Origin of the sequence: Kitasatospora azatica KCTC 9699 (genome assembly GCF_000744785.1) — a bacterium.
Classification (GTDB): Bacteria; Actinomycetota; Actinomycetes; order Streptomycetales; family Streptomycetaceae; genus Kitasatospora; species Kitasatospora azatica.
In genome coordinates this window covers 2,546,732-2,565,224 of sequence record NZ_JQMO01000003.1, presented here as the reverse complement: position 1 = coordinate 2,565,224, position 18,493 = coordinate 2,546,732, and the positions used below count along the sequence as shown (strand labels likewise).

Sequence of the window (18,493 nt, the reverse complement as noted above, 5' to 3'; positions counted from 1 at the left end):
GGCTCGGCCCGGAGCCTGACCGGGCTCGGCCCGGATCCCGACCGGGGCTCAGGCCGGCTGGGCCCGCTTTCCGGTGCCGATCCGGGACAGTGCGCGCGGGGACCTCGCACAGTGCGCCGGGCGGGGTCCGACCCTACGGATCAGTCGGCGCGATCGCTGGCGTCAACCCTACGGTCCCGCCATAGGCTGAGGGACCGGCGGCCGCCGAAGTGACCGCGTCCGCGCAGGGGCCTCGGGGGAAGGGGTGGCCAGTGAACGTCGAGGACATGGGATCGGTGCTGCCGTTCAGGCCGGTGGACCGGACCGGCCGCAAGGGGCATCGGACACTGCCCGAGCCGGTGGCCGTGCTGACCAGGATGGACGGCGAGGAGGGCGCGGCGCAGCGGCTGCTCAGCCAGGAGCCGGAGGTGCTGGCCAGCTACCAGGAGGGGCTGCGGGCCATCAACAGCCCGCTGGTGGCCGATCCCGAGGCCTGGGAGCAGTGCGTGGTGCAGGCCCGCCGGATCCTGATGGACTGTGCGGTGAGCCTGGCCGAGGGCAAGGCCACGGTGACCGGTACCGAGATCGCCGAGGTGGTGAACCTGGGTGGCGAGCGGATCCGGCAGGGTCTGCACCTGACCCACTCGATCCGGGCCGGCATGCTGCTGCTGGACATCGTGCTCGCCGCGCTGGCGCGGGCGGTGGCCGGCAACCACGCCGCCAACCATGCCGTCCCCAACCACGCCGCCGCCAACCACGAGGCGCCGCACACGGCGCACGCGGCGCACGCCGCGCAGGCCGACACGCAGGCCCCGCCGCAGCACGACCGGGTGTGCGAGCACTGCAGCGCGCCGGAGCGCTGGGCCGAGGAACTGGCGGCCGCCGCCACCCGCTGCGGGCACTGCGGCGGCAACTACACGGCGGCCGTCCGCTCGCTGCAGGAGGGGGTCAGCCGGCGGCTGGCGATCGGCTCGGTCGGCTACGACACCTTCCTGCTCAGCCGGGTGCAGGAGCTGCACGACCTGGGCCGGCGCAAACTGGCCCGGGAGATCCACGACCAGCTGGGCAACTCGCTGAGCCTGGCGATGCGTCAGCTGGAACTGCACGAGCTGCGGGCCGGCTCGGACCTCTCGCCGCACGTCAAGGCGGCCAAGGCGGCCGTCCTCGAGGCCATGGACACCACCCGGCAACTGGTCACCGAGCTGCGGCAGTCCAATGTCTCCGGCTCGCTGGAGATGGCGCTCAAGGGCTTCGCCGCCTCGATGTCGGAGGTCGGCGGCGCGGTGCAGATCTGGGTCAAGGGCTCCGAGGACTGGGTGCCCAGTCAGATATCCGAGGAGCTGTTCATCATGGTCCGCGAGTGCCTGCGCAATGCGCTGAGCCATGCGCGGGCCGGCAACATCGTGGTGCACATCGACATCGCACCGCACGAGGTGCAGGCCGAAGTGCTGGACGACGGACGGGGGTTCGATCCGGCCGCGGTCCGGGCCGAGGGCACCTCCAACGGGCTGGACGGCATGCGCGAGCGGGTCCAGCTGCTCGGCGGCACGCTGCACATCAACTCGGCGCCCGGGCAGGGAACCCAGGTGCTGATCTGGATTCCGATTGACGGGCAGGCGGGGGCATGACCGAGGAGTGGGAACAGGCCGAGCCGGTGCGGATCCTGGTCGCGGACGACCACACGCTGCTGCGTGGGGCGCTCTGCGACCTGCTGGTGACCGAGCCGGGCTTCGAGGTGGTGGCGCAGGCCGGCACCGGGACCGAGGCGATCCGGATGGCCCAGCAGTACCGCCCCGACGTGGTGCTGCTGGACATCGAGATGCCGGAGAACGATCCGCCGGTGACGGTCAGCCGGATCCTGGAGCGCGACCCGGAGATCCGGATCATCGTGCTGAGCATGGACGACGGCCAGCGCCTGGTGCAGGAGCTGCTGGCCCTCGGGGTGCGCGGCTACCTGCACAAGAGCGTCAGCCGGGAGACCCTGGTCTCCACCATCCGCCAGCGCGAGGAGAACGGGCGCCGCACGGTCACCGTCTCGGTCAGCCCGGAGGCCTTGCAGCGGGCGGCCGCCGCCGAGTCGGGGGAGCAGAACGGCGGGCTCTCCGGCCGCGAGGTGGAGGTGCTGCGCTGGACGGCGCAGGCCCTGAGCAACCGTCAGATCGCCGGTCGGCTGGGCATCACCGAGGGCACCGTGAAGCGCCATCTGCGGAACATCTTCGGCAAGTTGGACGCCGTCTCGCGGATCGACGCGGTGAACAAGGCGGTGGAGCTGGAGCTGATCGACCCGGCCGGCGGGCGCGGCGTGCCGGGGTACGGGCGCCGCTAGCCCTGCTCGCCGTCGGCCCTCTCGCCGCCGGCTTCGTGGCGGTCAGACCGGCCCGCCCGCCACGTGCAGCACCTGCCCGTTGACGAAGTCGGCGCCGTCCGAGGCGAAGAACCAGATGGCCTCGGCGACCTCCTCCGGGGTGCCGGGCCGTCCGGCCGGGATCAGGTCCAGGGCGGCCTTGTGGGCCTCCTCGAAGCCGGTACCGGCCAGGTCGGCGGCGGTGCGGGCCTGTTCGGTGGCGATCAGTCCGGGCAGCACGGCGTTGACCGTGACGCCGTGCGGTCCCAGCTCCACCGCCAGCGCCTTGGTCAGGCCGCGCACCCCGTCCACGGCGGCGACGGCGGCCAGGTCCCGACCCTCGCCGTTGACCAGCGGCCGGGCCACGGTGATGATCCGCCCCCAGCCCTGGGCGGTCAGGTGGCGCCGGGCGGCGTTGCTGAGCAGGTAGGGCGCGCGCAGGTCCGAGCGGAGCTGGCTGTCCCAGTCGGCCGCCGTCCCGGACAGCGAGCTGGGCGCGAACTCCGGCAGCTGGGAGGTGTTGTTGACCAGGACCGAGGGTTCGCCGAGGTCTTCGGCTATCCGGGTGATCACGGCCTCGGCCTCATGGAGCAGCCGGACGTCGGCGGTGAAGGCCTGGGCCTCACCGCCGTCGGCGCTGACCGCCTCCAGGGCGCGGTAACAGAGGGATTCCTTCCGGTCGACCACGGCGATCCGGTAGCCGTGGCGGCTGAGTTTGCGGGCGGTTGCCAGGCCGATGTCGTTGCCGACACCGGCAACTACGGCGATCCGGCCGGGGGGTTGGCTCATCGCGGGCCCTCCTGCGGGGGAGGCGGCTGGGTGGGTGGGCGCTACGAGGGTCCACTCACGGTAGGGCCCGTCACCCCCTCAGACGGCCCCCGCTCTCCTTAGGTGTCCCTGACACGAGCCGAAAGTGGTACCGCGGCGGGTGCGTAGGCTTGGCGGCCATGGAGCTGATCATCTGTGATGTGACGCCGGACCAGATGGAGATGGAGCGCGACGTCGCCCCGCTGATCCGGCACCTGCGCCCGGGGCTCACCCGCGCGCAGTTCACCACCTTCGCGGCCGAGGCGCACGCCCAGGGCCTGGTCTTCACCGCCGCCTACGACCAGCGTTGGCGCTGCCTGGGGGTGGCAGCGCACCGGGTGCTGGCGACCAGCCGGGGACGGCTGCTGCTGGTCGACGACCTGGTGACGGACCCCGAGGCGCGCTCCGCCGGGGTCGGCGAACGCCTGGTGGTGGAGCTGGACCTGCGGGCCCGGCAGGCCGGCTGCGTGCGGATCGAGCTGGACTCGGGGGTCTCCAACCACGGCGCGCACCGCTTCTTCCACGGGCGGCGGATGTCGATCGTGGCCTTCCACTTCGCCCAGGAGCTGCCGGACCTCTCCGGTTCCAGTGCTTGAGCGGACCGGCGCTTGAGCGGACCCGCGCTTGAGCGGTCTAGCGCTCGGGGGAGCCGAGGAAGCTGTGGTTGCGCCCGATCACCTCGAAGCCGCGGCGGGCGTACCAGTCCTTCGGCCAGTCCTCGGCATCGGCGATCAGGAAGAGGTCGGGGCAGCCCGCCCCGGCGGCCAGCGCCAGCGCGGTGGCGAGCAGCGTGTCGCCGTGGCCCTGCCGGGTGTGGGCATCGGCGGTGGCCAGGTCCTCCAGCTGCGCGATCCCCTCGCGGGGCCAGAGGTAGAGGTCGGCCCAGGCGGCGACGCTGCCGTCCCTCGTGCGGACCGCCAGGAAGAGCACCTTGTCGGCGCCCCAACGCCGGACCGCGCGGCGGTCGACGAGCTGGCGCCGCAGCTCGGCCTGCTGCTCGCCGGGCAGCCACACCAGGTTCTGGGCCGCCAGCGCCGGCCGCAGCTCGGGCAGGCCGACGGGCTGCGCGGCCGGTTCGGGCAGCCTGGCGCCCCGGGTGGACCTGGCCATCACGAGTTCGGTGTCCTGCGCGTACCCGGCGGCCAGCAGGGCCGGTGCGCAGGCGCTGCCCACGGCCTCGTCCAGCACCGTGATCCGGTACTGGCGGCGCGGGCCCAGGCCCGATTCCGCGAGGGCGGGCAGCTCGGCGGGAGCCGTCGCCGGTGATTCCACCAGCAGTTGGTTGTGCTCCTGGGAGGCCGGGAAGTCAGGGTTGCCGACCGCCACACCCCCGGTGACCTCCACGGTCCGTGCCGACTGGCGGCGGGCGAAGGAGGAGCGGAGCGCGGTGACCCGGGCGAGGAGGTCTGACATGCCGTCATGGTGCGTGCCCCGCCTGCCGGAGACAAGGGGATTTCCCGTAGGGTGCCGGGCATGCTGCCACGGGGAGTGCGTTACGCGAACGAGGGTCTGGCTTTCCTGATCGAACTCGCCGCGCTGGGGTTCCTGGCCTGGTGGGGGTGGAGCACTGGCGGCGGCCTGCTGGTCCACCTGCTGCTCGGCCTCGGTGCACCGCTGCTGGCCGCCGCGGTCTGGGGCCGCTACGCCGCCCCGCGCGCGAAGGTGAAGCTGCCGCGCGCGGGGGTGTACGGGGTGAAGGCGGCGGTCTTCGGCTGCGGCTCGGCGGCCCTGGCCGTGCTGGCGGGGTGGCCGTGGGGCCTGGCCTTCGCGCTGCTCTGCCTGGCCAACACGGCACTGGCCGCGCGCTACCGGGACTCGCTCTTCGGGTCCCAGGGCGTCGACAACGTTGAGAAGTTCGACAACGTCGACCGGGCGGACCGCCCCTAGTCCACCGGCAGCCGGGCCACCAGCAGTCGGCCCTCCATGGTGACCCCGCCGTCCATCGCCACCGCGAGTTCGTCGGCGTAGATGTACGGGCCCGGCACGTACGGGCGCTCGCCGCTCTCCGATCCGGCCTCGCCGGTCAGGTAGGGGATCGGGCTGTGCCCGTGCACCACCCGGTGGCCGCCGAAGGTGGCGAGCAGCTCGCCGGCCGCCATCGGGCCGCCCGCGCCGCGGAAGGCGAACCGCTTGGTGAAGCGGCGGAACGCGTCCCACCACTCGTCGGCGCCGTCGTCGGCGAGCAGCTTGTGGACGGCGTCGTTGACATCGGCGATCGAGTCGCCGAACTCCAGGTACGCGGTGGTGTCGGAGTGCAGCAGCAGGTGGCCGTCCTCCAGCGCCATCGCGGGCAGCCGGGAGAGCCAGCTGATGTGGTGGCCCTCCAGCCGCTCCAGGTCGTGCTGCTGGCCGCCGTTGAGCAGCCAGGCGGCACGGAACGAGGCGGTGCCCGCGGTGGACTGCACGGGCTCGTCGCCGTACCGGTGGGCACCCAGGAAGAGCAGTTCGTGATTGCCCATCAGGGCCCGGCAGTAGCCGCCGGCGGCGGCCGCCTCGGCGGCCAGCTGCATCACCAGGTTGATCACGCCGATGCCGTCGGGGCCGCGGTCGGTGAAGTCGCCGAGGAACCAGACCCGGGAGCGGCCGGCCGACCAGTGGCCGTCCGCGTCGACCAGGCCCTGTTGGTGCAGCGCGAGCAGCAGCTCGTCCAGGTAGCCGTGTACGTCGCCGACCACGTAGAGCGGGCCGACCGGGCCCGGGTCGCCGACCGGCTGACCGTAGCCGGCGGCGTACGGGTTGTCCTCGGTGATCGGCGGGCCGAGCTCGATGGTCGGCGGGTCGTCGTCGTGCGAGCTGTGCGGGCCGAGGGTGCCGTGCGTGGTCTGGGTGCTCTGGGGGCCGACGGACTCGCCGCCTTCGTGGACCGGCGGGGCCTGCGGGGGGCCAGGAAGAGCGGCTGGGTGCCGCCCGCCGGTGTGGCGTGGCCGGCCACCGGCCAGTGCTGCTCCAGGTACCGGGCGCCGCCGTACCCGCTGTAGGTGGCGTCCCGGCCGCCGGGCAGGCCCTCCGGCTCGCCGGCTGAACCCGGGTACTCCTGAGGGGGGTTGGGCTCGAAGTACGAGCCGTACGGCAGCACGTCGAGGTCCTGCTGCGGGTGGGGGCCTGAGTGGTGCGGTTCAGGCCCGGGGAAGCGGTCCTCGGGTGTCATCCGCCCATCATAGGAAGACCACTCTCCCGTCGTCCTCACCCGGTGGGTATCCAATCTGTCCGAACGGAGGTTTAGACCTCCAGCTCCAGCTCGCTCAGACCTCGCCGGGAGCCCGTGGCGGGCTGACGGTGGTTCGGGGGCTGCGGCGTTGCGAGGAGGCCCGGACGATCAGTTCGGTGGGCATCAGGGTGCCCGGCGGCGGTCCGGTGCCGGCGGTGCGGAAGCGCGGCGGGAAGAGCCGGGCGCCGGTGGTGGGGGTGTCGGCGGTCAGGCCGGTGCCGGAGTCGACCCCCTCGATCGCGTCGATCAACAGGTTGACGACGGTGGTGCCGATCCGGCGCGGCTTGAGCGACAGGGTGGTGATCGGCGGCTCGGTGCCGGCGTACACGTCGCTCTCGCTGCAGCAGACCAGCAGCAGGTCGTCGGGGACCCGCAGGCCGTAGCGGCGGGCGGCGGCGAGCAGGTCGGTGCCGTTCGGGTCGAAGAGGCCGTAGACGGCGTCCGGACGGTCCGGACGGGCCAGCAGCCGGTCGGCGGCGACCGCGCCGGCGGCCGGGTCGTGGGCGGGGTAGGCCTCGTAGACCGGCTCCTGGCCGACCCGGTCGCACCAGCCGAGGTAGGCGTCGGTGGACAGCCGGGTGTAGGTGTCGGTGCTGGTGCCGGTGAGCAGGCCGATCCGGCGGGCGCCGGCCTCGCTGAGGTGGTCCAGGATGCCGAGCACGGCGGCCTCGTGGTCGTTGTCCACCCAGGCGGTGACCGGGCAGTTGCCCGGCTTGCCGTCGCTGACCACCGGGACGCCGGACCGGTAGAGCTCGCTGACCAGCGGGTCCTGGTCGGCCGGGTCGATCACCACGGTGCCGTCCAGCGCGACGTTGCTCCACACGTCGTGCCGGGAGGAGGCCGGCAGCACCACCAGGGCGTAGCCGCGGCCGAGTGCGGCGCTGGTGGCGGCCCGGGCCATCTCGGCGAAGTAGGCGAACTCGGTGAAGGTGAAGGGCTCCTCGCCGTAGGTGGTGACGGTCAGTCCGATCAGTCCTGACCGGCCGGTGCGCAGCGTCCGGGCGGCGGCGGACGGCCGGTAGCCGAGGCGCTCGGCGACCTCGCGCACTCGGCTGCGGGTTTCGTCGGGCAGGCGGCCCTTCCCGTTCAGGGCGTCGGAGACGGTGGTGATCGACACTCCGGCGGCTGCTGCCACATCCCGGATGCCGGCCCGTTCCAGACGTCGTGAAGTGGTGGGTCGCCGACCGCTCTGGTTGGCTGCTGCTGTCATGGCGGACCGATCGTATGGTGCGTCAGCTCGTCGCTGAACCACGCCTGCCGAGGGCTCGGAAGAACCGTTTCTTCACGTTGGCTGCGCGTTCCGGTCCTTGGATCAGGGGTCTGATTTCGGCCGATTACCTCTGACATGTGCCATGGGAACGAGAGACAATGGCTGATCCGCAGTGCCGACCCGGCCGGACATCTCACCCGCACGGGTGAGCGCGCTCGGTATCGTTCTGGGCACCCGACCGGGGACAGGATGCCGCGTACGCGACCAGCGCTCGATCGAGCGCCGGAGCGTGAACGGGGCGCGCAGTGGTCCGAGGGGCGCGCCCTACCGGGCGGGACCCGTTGACAGTAAGGAGAGCACCACCATGAGCGGTACGGCAGCGCAGGGCCCGCGGCTTCGGCCGACCCTGGACGGCATCCCGACCTACAAGCCCGGCAAGCCCGCCGGCGCCGACGCGTTCAAGCTGTCCTCCAACGAGAACCCCTACGAGCCGCTGCCCGGCGTGCTGGAGGCCGCTGTCACCGCCGCCGGCTCGTTCAACCGCTACCCCGACATGGCGGCCACCGAACTGACCGAGGAGCTGGCCCGCCGCTTCGAGGTGCCGGCCGAGCACATCGCGGTGGGCACCGGCTCGGTCTCCGTCGCCCAGTCCCTGGTGCTCTCCACCGCCGGCCCCGGCGACGAGGTGATCTTCGCCTGGCGCTCCTTCGAGGCCTACCCGATCATCACCCAGGTCGCCGGCGCCACCCCGGTCGCGGTCCCGCTCACCGCCGAGGAGGCGCACGACCTGGACGCGATGCTGGCCGCGATCACCCCGCGGACCCGGCTGATCTTCGTCTGCAACCCGAACAACCCGACCGGCGCGGCCATCCGCCGCCCCGAGCTGGAGCGGTTCCTGGACGCCGTGCCCAGCGACATCCTGGTCGTCGTCGACGAGGCCTACCGGGAGTTCCTGCGCGACGAGGCCGTCCCGGACGGCGTCGAGCTCTACCGCTCGCGCCCCAACGTCTGCGTGCTGCGGACCTTCTCCAAGGCCTACGGCCTGGCCGGCCTGCGGGTCGGCTTCGCGATCGCGCACGAGTCGGTCGCCACCGCTCTGCGCAAGACCGCGATCCCGTTCGGCGTCAGCCAGCTCGCCCAGGACGCGGCGGTCGCCTCGCTGCGCGCCGAGGACGCGCTGCTGGTCCGGGTGCAGGCCCTGGTGGAGGAGCGGACCCGGGTGTCCGCCGCGCTGGCCGAGCAGGGCTGGCCGCTGGTCGACTCGCAGGCCAACTTCGTCTGGCTGCGGCTCGGCGAGCGCACCGTGGACTTCGCGGCCGCCTGCGCGGCGGCCGGCGTGATCGTCCGCCCGTTCCCGGGCGAGGGCGTGCGGGTGACGATCGGCGAGGTGGCGGCGAACGACCTGTTCCTCACGGTGGCTGACGGGTTCCGCAAGGAGCTCTGAGGCCGGGGCGGCGGGGTGGGGGTGCCGGCGGTACCGGCACCCCCTGCTGGGCCCGGTGAGGGACGGCCCGACTCCCGGCGGACGACCCGGCAGGCCTAGGGTCGCCTCATGACTGCGATGGCGCATGAGGTGCGGTTCCACCCCTGGGAGCGTGTGCGGGTCACGATGACGCTCACGGCTGACGGTGCCCTGCGGATCAAGGGGCAGGACCTCCGGGGGCTGGAGTACGAGTACGTGATCACCGTGCCGCCGGCCGACCTGCCGACGGTCCGTCAGGCACTGGGCGGCGGACCGGAGAGCGACCTGTTGCAGCTCCTGCGGCAGCACGGTGACGCGATCATCGAGCGGGGCGAGCTGAGCTGGCTGCGCGAGTTGGGGATCAGCCCGGAGTTCTGGGCACACCGGGAGTCCTGAGGCCGGCCGTTCAGCCTCCGGTTGCCGCCCGCTCCACCTCGCTGCGCTCCACGCAGAACTCGTTGCCCTCGGGGTCGCAGAGCAGCGCCCAGCCGGTGCCGTCGGTGCGGCGGTGGTCGGCGAGCAGCTTCGCGCCGAGGCCGAGCAGGCGGTCCACCTCCTCGTCGCGGGTGCGGTCCTCGGGCTGGAGGTCGAGGTGGACCCGGTTCTTGACGCTCTTGCCCTCGGGCACACCGATGAAGAGCAGGTGGGGGAGCTCACTGCCGTCGGGGGCGGCGAGCATGACCTCGGGCGAGTCCTCGGTGCTGTCGTCGTGGATCGGCCGCCCGGTGACGGCGGACCAGAAGCCCGCGATCTCGAACGGGTCGGCGCAGTCGAAGGTGATGCTGCGGACACGGGACGTCATGGTGGCCTCCGGATCGGCGGACGGATCGTCAGTGGGCCTGTCTACTCTACGGACTGGGCCTCGACCGGACCTCGTACGGCAGCAGGCACGTCCCACTGCTGGAGGTGGAGTGATGGACACTCGGGTACGGCTGGAGCGGCTCGCCGGAGCCGGAGCCGGGGCGGGGCGGGCGAGGAGCGGGGGTGGCGATGGTGGCGGACCAGCGCTGGGCGCGGCATGCGGCGGAGCTCACCCGGTTGCGGGCGAGCGGGCAGTGGCTGAGCGGCCCGTCCACGGCGCTCGGGGTGCTGGACCGGGAGGCGCAGGAGGCCGCACACGAGCGCTACCTCGCCTTCCTGCTGGACCCGCAGGCCACGCACGGCCTCGGCCCGGCCGTGCTGGCCGCGCTGCTGCGCCGAGCGGGTCGCGGCGACCTGACGCGGAGCCCCGCCGCGCTGGACCGCTCCCTGGTGGACCGTCAGATCGCCGGGGCGACCAGCCGACCGGACATCGTGGTGGCGGGCCCCGGCTTCACCCTGGTGGTGGAGCTCAAGATCCGGGCCGGTGAGGGGAAGGGCCAGACCGGCCGGCAGGCCGATGACTTCGCCCACTGCCCGGACCCGGTCTTCGTCTACCTGACGCCGAGCGGGGTGGCGCCGGCCGACGGCCGGTTCCGGGCGGTCTCGCTGGTGGATCTGGCGCAGGACCTGGCGGTGGCGCTGCGGGCGCCGCTGCGGTGGGGCGGGGAGCACGAGAAACGGGGTCGCGCGGTGACCCGCGACTACCTCAACGCATTGGAGGAGCTGCTCGGTATGAGTCCGGTGGACGAGGCGGCGGCCCGGTTCTGGCTGACGAACAATCAGGACATGCTGACCGCCCAGAAGGCGGCCAAGCGGCTGCTGGTCGGGCTGCCGGACCGGGCCCACGCCGCGCTGAGCGCGCTGGCGCCGAAGCTCGGGGCGGGGCTGGCGGTGGCGCGGATCGAGTACACGGCGGTCGGCGAGCTGCACGAGTACCAGGAGGTGGCGGTGGTCCTCGGGCACAAGGAGTGGCTCGTGCCGGGCCGGCCGCGCTGCGGGTTCGGGCTGGGCCAGCGGCTGGAGCGGGTCGACCCGGACGATCCCCGGTGGTCCCCCTTCGTGGGCTTCTACTGCGAGGACGCCCGCCTGCGGGACGCGGTGTCCGCCCACTTCGCCCGCGAGCAGTGGGGCCGGCACTGGGCCCGGTGGGCCCACCTCCCACTCACCCCGCCGCCCGGCCTCCCGGTCCTGGACGGCCTCGCGCAGCGGGTGGTGGAGAGCGTGACAGCAGGCTGGCGGGCGGACGCGACGGTGATGGAGAGCCTGCGGACGGCAGAATCTGTCACATGATCAGAATCGAGAAGCTCACCCCCGCCGACCGCCCCGCCTGGGAGGAGCTGTTCCGCGCGTACATCGACTTCTACCAGCGCACCGAGCCCCAGGAGATGTACGACCGGTCCTGGCGCGAGTTCCAGGCGGACTCCCGGACGCACGCGCTCGGGGCGAAGCTGGACGGTCGCCTGGTCGGCATCACGCACTTCCTGGTGCACGCCAACACCTCGGGCCCGGACGTCTGTTACCTGCAGGACCTGTTCACCGCCGCCGACGTGCGTGGCCAGGGCGTGGCCCGCTCACTGATCGAGGCGGTCGCCGAGTTCGCCCGGGAGCGGGGCTGCATGCGGGTGTACTGGATGACCCACGAGACCAACAGCACGGCCCGCCTGCTCTACGACAAGGTCGCCGACAACCGCGGCTTCGTCCGCTACCAGATCGACCTCTAGGGCCTCTGGAGTCACAGGGCCCGCAGCACCCGGGCCGGGTTCCCGACCGCCAGCACACCCGCCGGCAGGTCCTTGGTGACCACCGATCCGGCGCCGACCACGGTGTCGGCGCCGATGGTCACGCCGGGGCAGACGATCACGCCGCCGCCGAGCCAGACGTTGTCGCCGATGGTCACGGGCAGCGCGCGCTCCCAGCCGGCTCGGCGGCGCTCGGGGTCGAGCTCGTGGGTGGGGGTGAGCAGCTGCACGTTGGGGCCGATCTGCACGTCGGCGCCGATCACGATCGGCGCCGCGTCGAGGAAGACCGCGCCGAAGTTCACGAAGGTCCGTGCGCCGATGCTGATCCGGTATCCGTAGTCGCAGCGGAACGGGGCCCGGATCCGGACGTCCTCGCCGAGCGGGCCGAGCAGTTCGGCCAGGATCGCGCGGCGCTCGGCGGGCTCGGCGAGTTCGGCGGCGTTGTACCGGGCGCAGAGCTCGATCCGGCGGCGGGTGTCGGCGGCGAGCTCGGGGTCGTCGGGGAGGTACCAGTCGCCGGCCAGCATCAGCTTCTTGTTCGTTCCCATCCCAGGGCCCTACCCCGGTGGTGACGGGGGTGAACGCGGCGCCCGAGGTGGCTGGGAAGATGCTGGGAGTTGCGCCAACAGTGTTTCCCGGCGCAACGGGTGAACGGCCGATCTGTCCGGATTTGTCGGTGATCGGCGGGAGTGCGCGGCTCAGCGGGCGCTCAGGTGGTGCTCAGGGCATCGCAAGAGCGTCGGGCGACTCTTGTGCGCTATGAAGGTCCTCCCGCGACGGCGTGGCGCCGTCCTCGTCAACTCAGTGCTCGGTGCGGCCCTCCTCGCCGGGGGCGTGCTGGCGTACACCACGGTGAACAGCACCAGCAGCGCCGCGGCCGGCAGGCCGGCGGCCCGGACGGCGACCGTGACCAAGGGGACCGTCCTGGCCACGGTGTCCGGATCCGGCGCCCTGTCCTCGCCCACCGACGCGGCCCAGGACTTCGTGACCGGGGGCAAGCTGACCGCCGTCAAGGTGGCCGTCGGTGACACGGTGACGCAGGGCGAGGTGCTCGCCACCGTCGACACCACGGTCGCCCAGCAGCAGGTGGATGCCGCGAACGGTGCGCTGACGACGGCCCAGGCCGGTCTCGCCACCGCGCAGGCGAACCTGGCCAAGGCACAGGCGGGCACCACCACGACCAGCCAGGTCCCGGTACAGGGCAACGGCGCGGTGCAGGCCTCGCTGACCAGCCCGCGGCCGGCCGGCGGTGGGAACCCGAGCCCGTCGGCGCCCGCGTCGGCCGCCGCGAGCCCGAGCGCCGACCAGAGCCAGCCGTCGGCCCCGTCGACCTCCCGCGGCAGCAACAGCGGCGGCAGCGGCGCCGGCAGTGGCAGCGGCGGCGGGGGAAGCACGAACAGCACCCCCGTGCCGCAGTACACCACCATCACCACCACCAAGGTCGACGACGCCGCCGTCGCCCAGGCGCAGCAGCAGGTGACCCAGGCCCAGCAGCAGGTCAGCACCGCGCAGACCAACCTCGGCAACGCCCAGACCGCCCTGGCCGGCACCACGCTCACGGCCTCGGTCGGCGGCACGGTGGCCTCCATCTCCAACAAGGTGGGGGAGACGGTCTCCGGCAGCGGTAGTGGCAGCAGCACCGGTACCGGGAGCAGCGCCAAGAGCTCGACGAGCACCAGCAGCACCACCCCCGCCGGTTTCATCGTCATCACCAACCCCAGCGGCATGCAGGTCTCCGCCTCCTTCTCCGAGCTCGACTCGCTCAAGCTGAAGAAGGGCGAGGCCGCCACCGTCACGCTCAACGCGCAGTCCGACACGACGCTCAACGCCTCGGTCCTGTCGGTCAGTTCGCTGCCCACCAGTAGCGGCAGCGGCTCCACCGGCGCGGTCCAGTACGGCGCGGTGCTGCAGATCACCGGCGACACCAGCAAGCTGCGCACCGGCCTGAGCGCGACCATCTCGGTGGTCACCGGCGAGGCGGACAACGCGCTCTCGGTGCCGGCGGCGGCGCTGGCGGGCACCGGGTCGACCCGGACCGCGACGGTGGTCAAGCCGGACGGCAGCACCTCGCGGGTCAGCGTCTCGGTCGGCGTGCAGGGCGACTCCACGGTGCAGGTGGTCTCCGGTCTGAGCGAGGGCGACAAGGTGCAGATCGTCGCGACCACGGCCGGCGGCAGCAACGGTTTCCCGAGCGGTTCGTTCCCCGGCGGCTTCGGCGGCGGGGCGGGCGGCCTCGGCGGCGGCACCGGCCGGACCGGCTCCGGCGGCGGAGCGCGGACCACCGGCAGCAAGGGCGGCAACTGATGGCCCGTCGGCCCCGGAAGCCGGGCCCCCCACCGGAGTCGCCGCAGGAGCGGCAGGGCCCGCCGCCGCCCGTCATCCAGGTCCGCCGGCTCACCAAGTCCTACGGCCACGGCGACGCGACCGTGCACGCGCTGCGCGGTCGGTCCGATCCGGCCGACGGTCGGCCGCTCGGCGTCGACCTGGACATCGAGCAGGGCGACTTCGTCGCGGTGATGGGCAGTTCGGGCTCCGGCAAGTCCACCCTGATGAACATCCTGGGCTGCCTGGACGTGCCGACCGCCGGCCGCTACCTGCTGGACGGGATCGACGTCGGCCACCTGGACGAGCGGCAGCTCTCCCTGGTGCGCAACCGGAAGATCGGCTTCATCTTCCAGTCCTTCAACCTGGTGCCGCGCACCACCGCGCTGGCCCAGGTCGAACTGCCGCTCGCCTACGCGGGCGTCCGGGCGGCCGAGCGGCGCCGGCGGGCCGAGGCGGCGCTCTCCCTGGTCGGCCTCGCCGACCGGGCCGACCACAAGCCCAACGAGCTGTCCGGCGGCCAGCAGCAGCGCGTCGCGGTGGCCCGCGCACTGGTCACCGCCCCGGCGATGCTGCTGGCCGACGAGCCCACCGGCAACCTGGACAGCCGCTCCACCGAAGAGGTACTGAACATCATCGACGGACTCAACGCGACCGGACGAACGGTCGTGCTGATCACCCACGAGGACGAGGTGGCCGCGCACGCCAAGCGGGTGCTGCGGCTGGTGGACGGTCAGATCGTCTCGGACGTACGGCAGGGCCCGGTGGCCGGGCCGCCGCCGAAGCACGCCCAGCTGGTGGGAGCACACGGATGATCCTCTGGCAGATGATCCGCTTCGCCTTCGCGGGCCTGGCGGCCAACAAGGTGCGCTCCGCGCTCACCATGCTCGGCGTGCTGATCGGCGTCGCCTCGGTGATCCTGCTGCTGGCGGTCGGCAACGGCTCCTCGGAGGCGGTGAAGAACTCGATCACCTCGCTCGGCACCAACTCGCTCACCGTCTCCTCCGGCGCGGGCGGCGGTGCGCGCACCGCGTCCACCGTCAAGAAGCTCACCGTGGACGACGCCCGCGCGCTGGCCGACCCGAGCGCCGCCCCCGACATCAAGTCGGTGGCACCGGTGGTCACCACCTCCGCGAGCGCCCTCTACGGCAACGTCTCCTACACCCCGGGCTCGGTGATCGGCACCTACCCGGCGTACTTCGAGACCGCCAACGAGAAGATCGCCTCCGGCGACTACTTCAGCAACGACGACGTGCTCAACTCCCGCAAGGTGGCCGTGCTCGGCTCCACCACGGCCAAGCAGGTCTTCGACACCGAGGACCCGGTCGGCAAGAAGATCAGCATCAGCGGCACCCCGTTCACCGTGGTCGGCGTGCTGGCCACCAAGGGCGCGACCGGCTTCAACGACCCGGACGACGTGGTGATCGCCCCGCTGCCGACCGTGCAGAACGCCTTCACCGGCTTCGCCTCGGTCAACCAGATCCTGGTCCAGGCGACTTCGGCCGACACCACCACCCAGGCCCAGTCCGAGATCACCCAGATCCTGATGGGGACCCACTCGCTGACCGACCCGACCAAGCTGGACTTCCGGGTCAGCAACCAGACTTCGCTGCTCACCGCCCGGGAGAGCACCAGCAAGACCTTCACCGTGCTGCTCGGCGCGGTGGCCGCGATCTCGCTGCTGGTCGGCGGGATCGGGATCACCAACATCATGCTGGTCACGGTGACCGAGCGGACCAGGGAGATCGGCATCCGCAAGGCGCTCGGTGCGCCGAAGGCCGTGATCCTGGGTCAGTTCCTCACCGAGTCCACCCTGCTCTCGGTGCTGGGCGCCGGGCTCGGGGTGGCGGTGGGCATCATCGGCTCGCACTTCAGCGTGGTCGGGATCAAGCCGGTGGTGATCCCGTCCTCGGTGCTCGGGGCGTTCGGGATCGCGGTGGCGATCGGCCTCTTCTTCGGCAGCTACCCGGCCAACCGGGCCGCCTCGCTGCGACCCATCGACGCCCTGCGGCACGAGTGAGGAACCCCATGTCTACTGTGGAAAGCACGTCGGCCCGCTCCGCGGAGTCGGCCGCGCACGCCGAACTGCTGGCCACCGCGCCGGACGCCCGTGACATCACGGCCGAGCTGGCCGCCCCGCCGCGCCGCAAGCTGCCCTGGCTCACCCTGGTGCTGGCCGGCGGTGTGATCGCGGCGGTCGCCTTCAGCGGCGGCGCCTGGTACCAGAAGAACAACGGCAGCTCGGGCGGCTCCGGGCGCTCGGTGAGCGCGGCGGCCGGCCAGCGCGGTCAGGCGGGCGGCCAGGGTGGCCAGGGCGGTGCTCAGGCCGGTGGTCAGGGCGGCACGCGCAGCCGCGGCACCGGCGGCGGTGCCAACACCGGCGGCCAGGGCGGCGGCGCCGGCTTCACCCGGGGCACGGTCAAGTTGGTCGACGGCAGCACCGTCTACCTGACCGACGCCAACGGCAACATCGTCAAGGTCACCACCGGCGGCTCCACCAAGGTCTCGGTCACCCAGGACGGCAAGGTCACCGACCTGCAGCCCGGCCAGACCGTGACCGTGGTCGGCACCCCGGACGGCTCCGGCGGCTACACGGCCTCCCAGCTCACCGAAGGCGGCGCCGGCGGCTTCGGCGGCTTCGGCGGGGGGACCACTGGACAGGGCGGCGGCAGTTCGAAGAGCGGCGGCTGACGCTCGCCCACCCGGGAAGGTGACTGTTCGTCGGTTGAGTGGGCTGACGAGCAGTCACCTTCCGTATTTCCCGCAGGTGACCATCCAGACCCTAGGCGGCCCGTTGTCGGATCCGACACAATGACGGGCGGCCCCGGCTACCAGCCGGGAACCGTCCTGCACTTAGTACATCTGTCCGGGGGAAACACGTGTCCACTCCTGCCGCTCCGTCTGCGCCGGCCCGCAAGGGCAAGGCGGCCGCGCTCGGCTGGCTGCTCAGCATCGGCCTCAACATCGTTGCGCCGATCCTCATCTACAACCACTTCCACGGCCACACCAGCGAGTACCTGGCGATCCTGCTCTCCGGCCTCGGCCCGGTGCTGGACATCGTGGTCTACCTGGCCTGGCACCGCCGGGTCGACGAGTTCGCGGTGGTTTCGCTGGTCTTCGTCGCGCTGACCGTGATCGTCTCGTTCATCGGCCCGCACGACGCGAAGCTGCTGCTGGCCAAGGACTCCGCGATCACCGGCCTGTTCGGGCTGCTCTGCCTGGCCACGCTGGCCGCGCCGAAGCCGCTGATGTTCTACTTCGGCCGCAAGTTCGCCACCGACGGCACCAAGGAGCAGGCGGACTGGTGGAACGGCCTGTGGCAGTTCGAGGCGTTCCGCAAGGTCCAGCGCAACCTGACCATCGGCTGGGGCGTCGGCTACCTGGCCGAGGCGGTGCTGCGGATCGCCCTGGTCTACTCGCTGTCCAACGGGCAGGCGGTCACGGTGAACAACATCCTGCCGTACGCCGTCACCGGCGTCCTGGTCTTCTGGACGATCAGCTACGCCAAGCGTTCCCGGGCCCGGGGCGAGGCCCGAGCCGCCGCCCTGGCCGCCCAGGCCGCGCAGGCCTGAGGGATGGCATCGAGCCGCTTGGTCCCGCGGGGTGTCGCTGTGCCTACGGAGGGAACAACCGGCTCATGCATTTCTCAGAGATTTCGCGTAGCCTCCAAAACCATCATCCGATGACCATCATCCGATCGGACGACAAGCCGAGGACCGGGAGGCCCGCCCCGTGATGTCAGGGACTGTGCCCGCCACCACCGCACCCGCAGTGCCGGCCGCCGGCCGCGCCTCCGGCGAGGCGTTCCTGCTGGTGGTGGACGACGAGCCGAACATCCGCGAGCTGCTCTCCGCCTCGCTGCGCTTCTCCGGTTTCCGGGTCGAGTCCGCCGCCACCGGGGAGGAGGCGCTGGCCGCGATCTCGGTCGAGCGCCCGGACCTGGTGGTGCTCGACGTGATGCTCCCCGACCTGGACGGCTTCACCGTGGTGGAGCGGCTGCGCGAGCAGACCCGCCGCCAGCAGATCGCCAACCCCGCCGGCCTGGCCGCCCGCCCGGGCCGGCCGCGCCCGGCCGACCACCTGCCGGTGCTCTTCCTCACCGCCAAGGACGGCACCGAGGACAAGGTGCACGGCCTGGCGGCCGGCGCCGACGACTACGTCACCAAGCCGTTCAGCCTGGAGGAGCTGATCGCCCGGATCCGGGCGATCCTGCGCCGGGCCGGCGGACCGGCCGAGGACGGCCGGCTCACCGTGGCCGACCTCACCCTGGACCCGCTGGCCCACGAGGTGACCCGGGACGGCAAGCCCGTCTCGCTCTCCCCCACCGAGTTCAAGCTGCTGCACTACCTGATGGCCAACGTCGGCCGGGTGGTCTCCAAGGCGCAGATCCTCGACCACGTCTGGGCCTACGACTTCGGCGGCGACCTGAGCATCGTCGAGTCCTACATCTCCTACCTGCGGCGCAAGCTCGACTCCGGACCGGACCACGGGCCCAAGCTGATCCACACGGTGCGCGGCATCGGCTACGCGCTGCGCCGCCCGCCGCAGCAGCAGGACTGAG

20 protein-coding genes are annotated in these 18,493 nt (G+C 72.4%); 14 read left to right on the top strand and 6 right to left on the bottom strand.

The features are described 5' to 3' along the window. The first annotated feature begins 251 nt into the window (after positions 1-251). Both BR98_RS38235 and BR98_RS22045 read left to right on the top strand, forming a co-directional pair. A complete protein-coding gene (locus BR98_RS38235; RefSeq protein ID WP_051970048.1) occupies positions 252-1,607 on the top strand; it encodes a sensor histidine kinase in 1,356 nt (451 codons plus the stop codon). Then, positions 1,604-2,305: a response regulator gene (locus BR98_RS22045; protein WP_051970047.1), complete on the top strand. Its 702-nt coding sequence runs from the start codon at positions 1,604-1,606 to the stop codon at positions 2,303-2,305. The genes BR98_RS38235 and BR98_RS22045 overlap by 4 nt, the downstream gene beginning before the upstream one ends. A 42-nt stretch (positions 2,306-2,347) precedes the next feature. Here BR98_RS22045 and BR98_RS22040 read toward each other — a convergent pair whose 3' ends face one another. Next, positions 2,348-3,112, bottom strand: coding sequence for an SDR family NAD(P)-dependent oxidoreductase (locus BR98_RS22040; protein ID WP_035847151.1), 765 nt, complete (start codon positions 3,110-3,112; stop codon positions 2,348-2,350). A gap of 158 nt (positions 3,113-3,270) precedes the next feature. On the opposite strand from BR98_RS22040, the gene BR98_RS22035 reads away from it, so the two are divergent. Then, positions 3,271-3,726, top strand: coding sequence for a GNAT family N-acetyltransferase (locus BR98_RS22035; RefSeq protein WP_035847150.1), 456 nt, complete (start codon positions 3,271-3,273; stop codon positions 3,724-3,726). Positions 3,727-3,763: 37 nt separating this feature from the next. On the opposite strand, the gene BR98_RS22030 is transcribed toward BR98_RS22035, so the two are convergent. Further along, a complete protein-coding gene (locus BR98_RS22030; RefSeq protein ID WP_035847149.1) occupies positions 3,764-4,543 on the bottom strand; it encodes a GNAT family N-acetyltransferase in 780 nt (259 codons plus the stop codon). A 60-nt stretch (positions 4,544-4,603) separates the two neighbouring features. Here BR98_RS22030 and BR98_RS22025 point away from each other — a divergent pair, with 60 nt between their 5' ends. After that, positions 4,604-5,017, top strand: a complete 414-nt coding sequence (locus BR98_RS22025; protein ID WP_051970046.1) for a YrdB family protein — start codon at positions 4,604-4,606, stop codon at positions 5,015-5,017. On the opposite strand, the gene BR98_RS22020 is transcribed toward BR98_RS22025, so the two are convergent. After that, a complete protein-coding gene (locus BR98_RS22020) occupies positions 5,014-5,805 on the bottom strand; it encodes a metallophosphoesterase (RefSeq protein ID WP_407639478.1) in 792 nt (263 codons plus the stop codon). The two genes, BR98_RS22025 and BR98_RS22020, sit on opposite strands and share 4 nt — an antisense overlap. A gap of 567 nt (positions 5,806-6,372) precedes the next feature. After that, complete coding sequence (locus BR98_RS22015) at positions 6,373-7,548, bottom strand: LacI family DNA-binding transcriptional regulator (protein WP_063774822.1); 1,176 nt, start codon at positions 7,546-7,548, stop codon at positions 6,373-6,375. A 364-nt stretch (positions 7,549-7,912) separates the two neighbouring features. Between BR98_RS22015 and hisC the strand changes: the two genes are divergently transcribed. After that, positions 7,913-8,992 carry a histidinol-phosphate transaminase gene (hisC, locus tag BR98_RS22010; protein WP_035847147.1) on the top strand — a complete coding sequence of 360 codons (1,080 nt, stop codon included), beginning with the start codon at positions 7,913-7,915 and terminating at the stop codon, positions 8,990-8,992. A 108-nt stretch (positions 8,993-9,100) separates the two neighbouring features. Further along, positions 9,101-9,406 (top strand): hypothetical protein, encoded by a 306-nt coding sequence (locus BR98_RS22005; RefSeq protein WP_157537879.1) that lies wholly within the window; start codon positions 9,101-9,103, stop codon positions 9,404-9,406. 10 nt (positions 9,407-9,416) lie between these two features. Here the strand turns inward: BR98_RS22005 and BR98_RS22000 are convergent, their stop codons facing one another. Beyond that, entirely contained in the window at positions 9,417-9,812 is a 396-nt protein-coding gene (locus BR98_RS22000; RefSeq protein ID WP_035847145.1) for a VOC family protein, read from the bottom strand. Positions 9,813-9,994: 182 nt separating this feature from the next. On the opposite strand from BR98_RS22000, the gene BR98_RS36535 reads away from it, so the two are divergent. Together BR98_RS36535 and BR98_RS21990 are read left to right on the top strand one after the other, a co-directional pair. Further along, on the top strand, positions 9,995-11,161 hold the full coding sequence (locus tag BR98_RS36535) for a PDDEXK-like family protein (RefSeq protein ID WP_051970044.1): 1,167 nt from the start codon (positions 9,995-9,997) through the stop codon (positions 11,159-11,161). Then, complete coding sequence (locus BR98_RS21990) at positions 11,158-11,592, top strand: GNAT family N-acetyltransferase (protein WP_035847144.1); 435 nt, start codon at positions 11,158-11,160, stop codon at positions 11,590-11,592. Before BR98_RS36535 ends, BR98_RS21990 begins: the two co-directional genes overlap by 4 nt. An 11-nt stretch (positions 11,593-11,603) precedes the next feature. On the opposite strand, the gene BR98_RS21985 is transcribed toward BR98_RS21990, so the two are convergent. Next, positions 11,604-12,158, bottom strand: a complete 555-nt coding sequence (locus BR98_RS21985) for a sugar O-acetyltransferase (RefSeq protein ID WP_035847143.1) — start codon at positions 12,156-12,158, stop codon at positions 11,604-11,606. Positions 12,159-12,369: 211 nt separating this feature from the next. Between BR98_RS21985 and BR98_RS36530 the strand changes: the two genes are divergently transcribed. From BR98_RS36530 to BR98_RS21955, 6 genes are all read left to right on the top strand, one after another. After that, positions 12,370-13,914, top strand: a complete 1,545-nt coding sequence (locus BR98_RS36530; protein ID WP_051970043.1) for an efflux RND transporter periplasmic adaptor subunit — start codon at positions 12,370-12,372, stop codon at positions 13,912-13,914. Continuing rightward, positions 13,914-14,747 (top strand): ABC transporter ATP-binding protein, encoded by an 834-nt coding sequence (locus tag BR98_RS21975; protein WP_083976826.1) that lies wholly within the window; start codon positions 13,914-13,916, stop codon positions 14,745-14,747. Before BR98_RS36530 ends, BR98_RS21975 begins: the two co-directional genes overlap by 1 nt. Further along, complete coding sequence (locus tag BR98_RS21970) at positions 14,744-15,952, top strand: ABC transporter permease (protein WP_035847142.1); 1,209 nt, start codon at positions 14,744-14,746, stop codon at positions 15,950-15,952. Before BR98_RS21975 ends, BR98_RS21970 begins: the two co-directional genes overlap by 4 nt. Positions 15,953-15,960: 8 nt before the next feature. Continuing rightward, positions 15,961-16,623 (top strand): hypothetical protein, encoded by a 663-nt coding sequence (locus BR98_RS21965; RefSeq protein ID WP_157537878.1) that lies wholly within the window; start codon positions 15,961-15,963, stop codon positions 16,621-16,623. Between the two features lie 188 nt (positions 16,624-16,811). Beyond that, positions 16,812-17,504, top strand: coding sequence for a VC0807 family protein (locus BR98_RS21960; RefSeq protein ID WP_035847139.1), 693 nt, complete (start codon positions 16,812-16,814; stop codon positions 17,502-17,504). 163 nt (positions 17,505-17,667) lie between these two features. Beyond that, positions 17,668-18,492, top strand: a complete 825-nt coding sequence (locus BR98_RS21955; protein WP_051970041.1) for a response regulator transcription factor — start codon at positions 17,668-17,670, stop codon at positions 18,490-18,492. The last annotated feature ends 1 nt before the right edge of the window (position 18,493 follow it).

Bases quoted from the DNA above. Each gene is read 5' to 3' on its own strand.
- BR98_RS22045 (WP_051970047.1), top strand. From the start codon at position 1,604: ATGACCGAGGAGTGGGAACAGGCCGAGCCGGTGCGGATCCTGGTCGCG.
- BR98_RS22005 (WP_157537879.1), top strand. From the start codon at position 9,101: ATGACTGCGATGGCGCATGAGGTGCGGTTCCACCCCTGGGAGCGTGTG.
- BR98_RS21970 (WP_035847142.1), top strand. From the start codon at position 14,744: ATGATCCTCTGGCAGATGATCCGCTTCGCCTTCGCGGGCCTGGCGGCC.
- BR98_RS22035 (WP_035847150.1), top strand. From the start codon at position 3,271: ATGGAGCTGATCATCTGTGATGTGACGCCGGACCAGATGGAGATGGAG.
- BR98_RS21955 (WP_051970041.1), top strand. From the start codon at position 17,668: ATGTCAGGGACTGTGCCCGCCACCACCGCACCCGCAGTGCCGGCCGCC.
- BR98_RS22025 (WP_051970046.1), top strand. From the start codon at position 4,604: ATGCTGCCACGGGGAGTGCGTTACGCGAACGAGGGTCTGGCTTTCCTG.
- BR98_RS22015 (WP_063774822.1), bottom strand. From the start codon at position 7,548: ATGACAGCAGCAGCCAACCAGAGCGGTCGGCGACCCACCACTTCACGA.
- BR98_RS22040 (WP_035847151.1), bottom strand. From the start codon at position 3,112: ATGAGCCAACCCCCCGGCCGGATCGCCGTAGTTGCCGGTGTCGGCAAC.
- BR98_RS21990 (WP_035847144.1), top strand. From the start codon at position 11,158: ATGATCAGAATCGAGAAGCTCACCCCCGCCGACCGCCCCGCCTGGGAG.
- BR98_RS36530 (WP_051970043.1), top strand. From the start codon at position 12,370: ATGAAGGTCCTCCCGCGACGGCGTGGCGCCGTCCTCGTCAACTCAGTG.
- BR98_RS21965 (WP_157537878.1), top strand. From the start codon at position 15,961: ATGTCTACTGTGGAAAGCACGTCGGCCCGCTCCGCGGAGTCGGCCGCG.
- BR98_RS22030 (WP_035847149.1), bottom strand. From the start codon at position 4,543: ATGTCAGACCTCCTCGCCCGGGTCACCGCGCTCCGCTCCTCCTTCGCC.
- BR98_RS21975 (WP_083976826.1), top strand. From the start codon at position 13,914: ATGGCCCGTCGGCCCCGGAAGCCGGGCCCCCCACCGGAGTCGCCGCAG.
- BR98_RS21985 (WP_035847143.1), bottom strand. From the start codon at position 12,158: ATGGGAACGAACAAGAAGCTGATGCTGGCCGGCGACTGGTACCTCCCC.
- BR98_RS22000 (WP_035847145.1), bottom strand. From the start codon at position 9,812: ATGACGTCCCGTGTCCGCAGCATCACCTTCGACTGCGCCGACCCGTTC.
- hisC (WP_035847147.1), top strand. From the start codon at position 7,913: ATGAGCGGTACGGCAGCGCAGGGCCCGCGGCTTCGGCCGACCCTGGAC.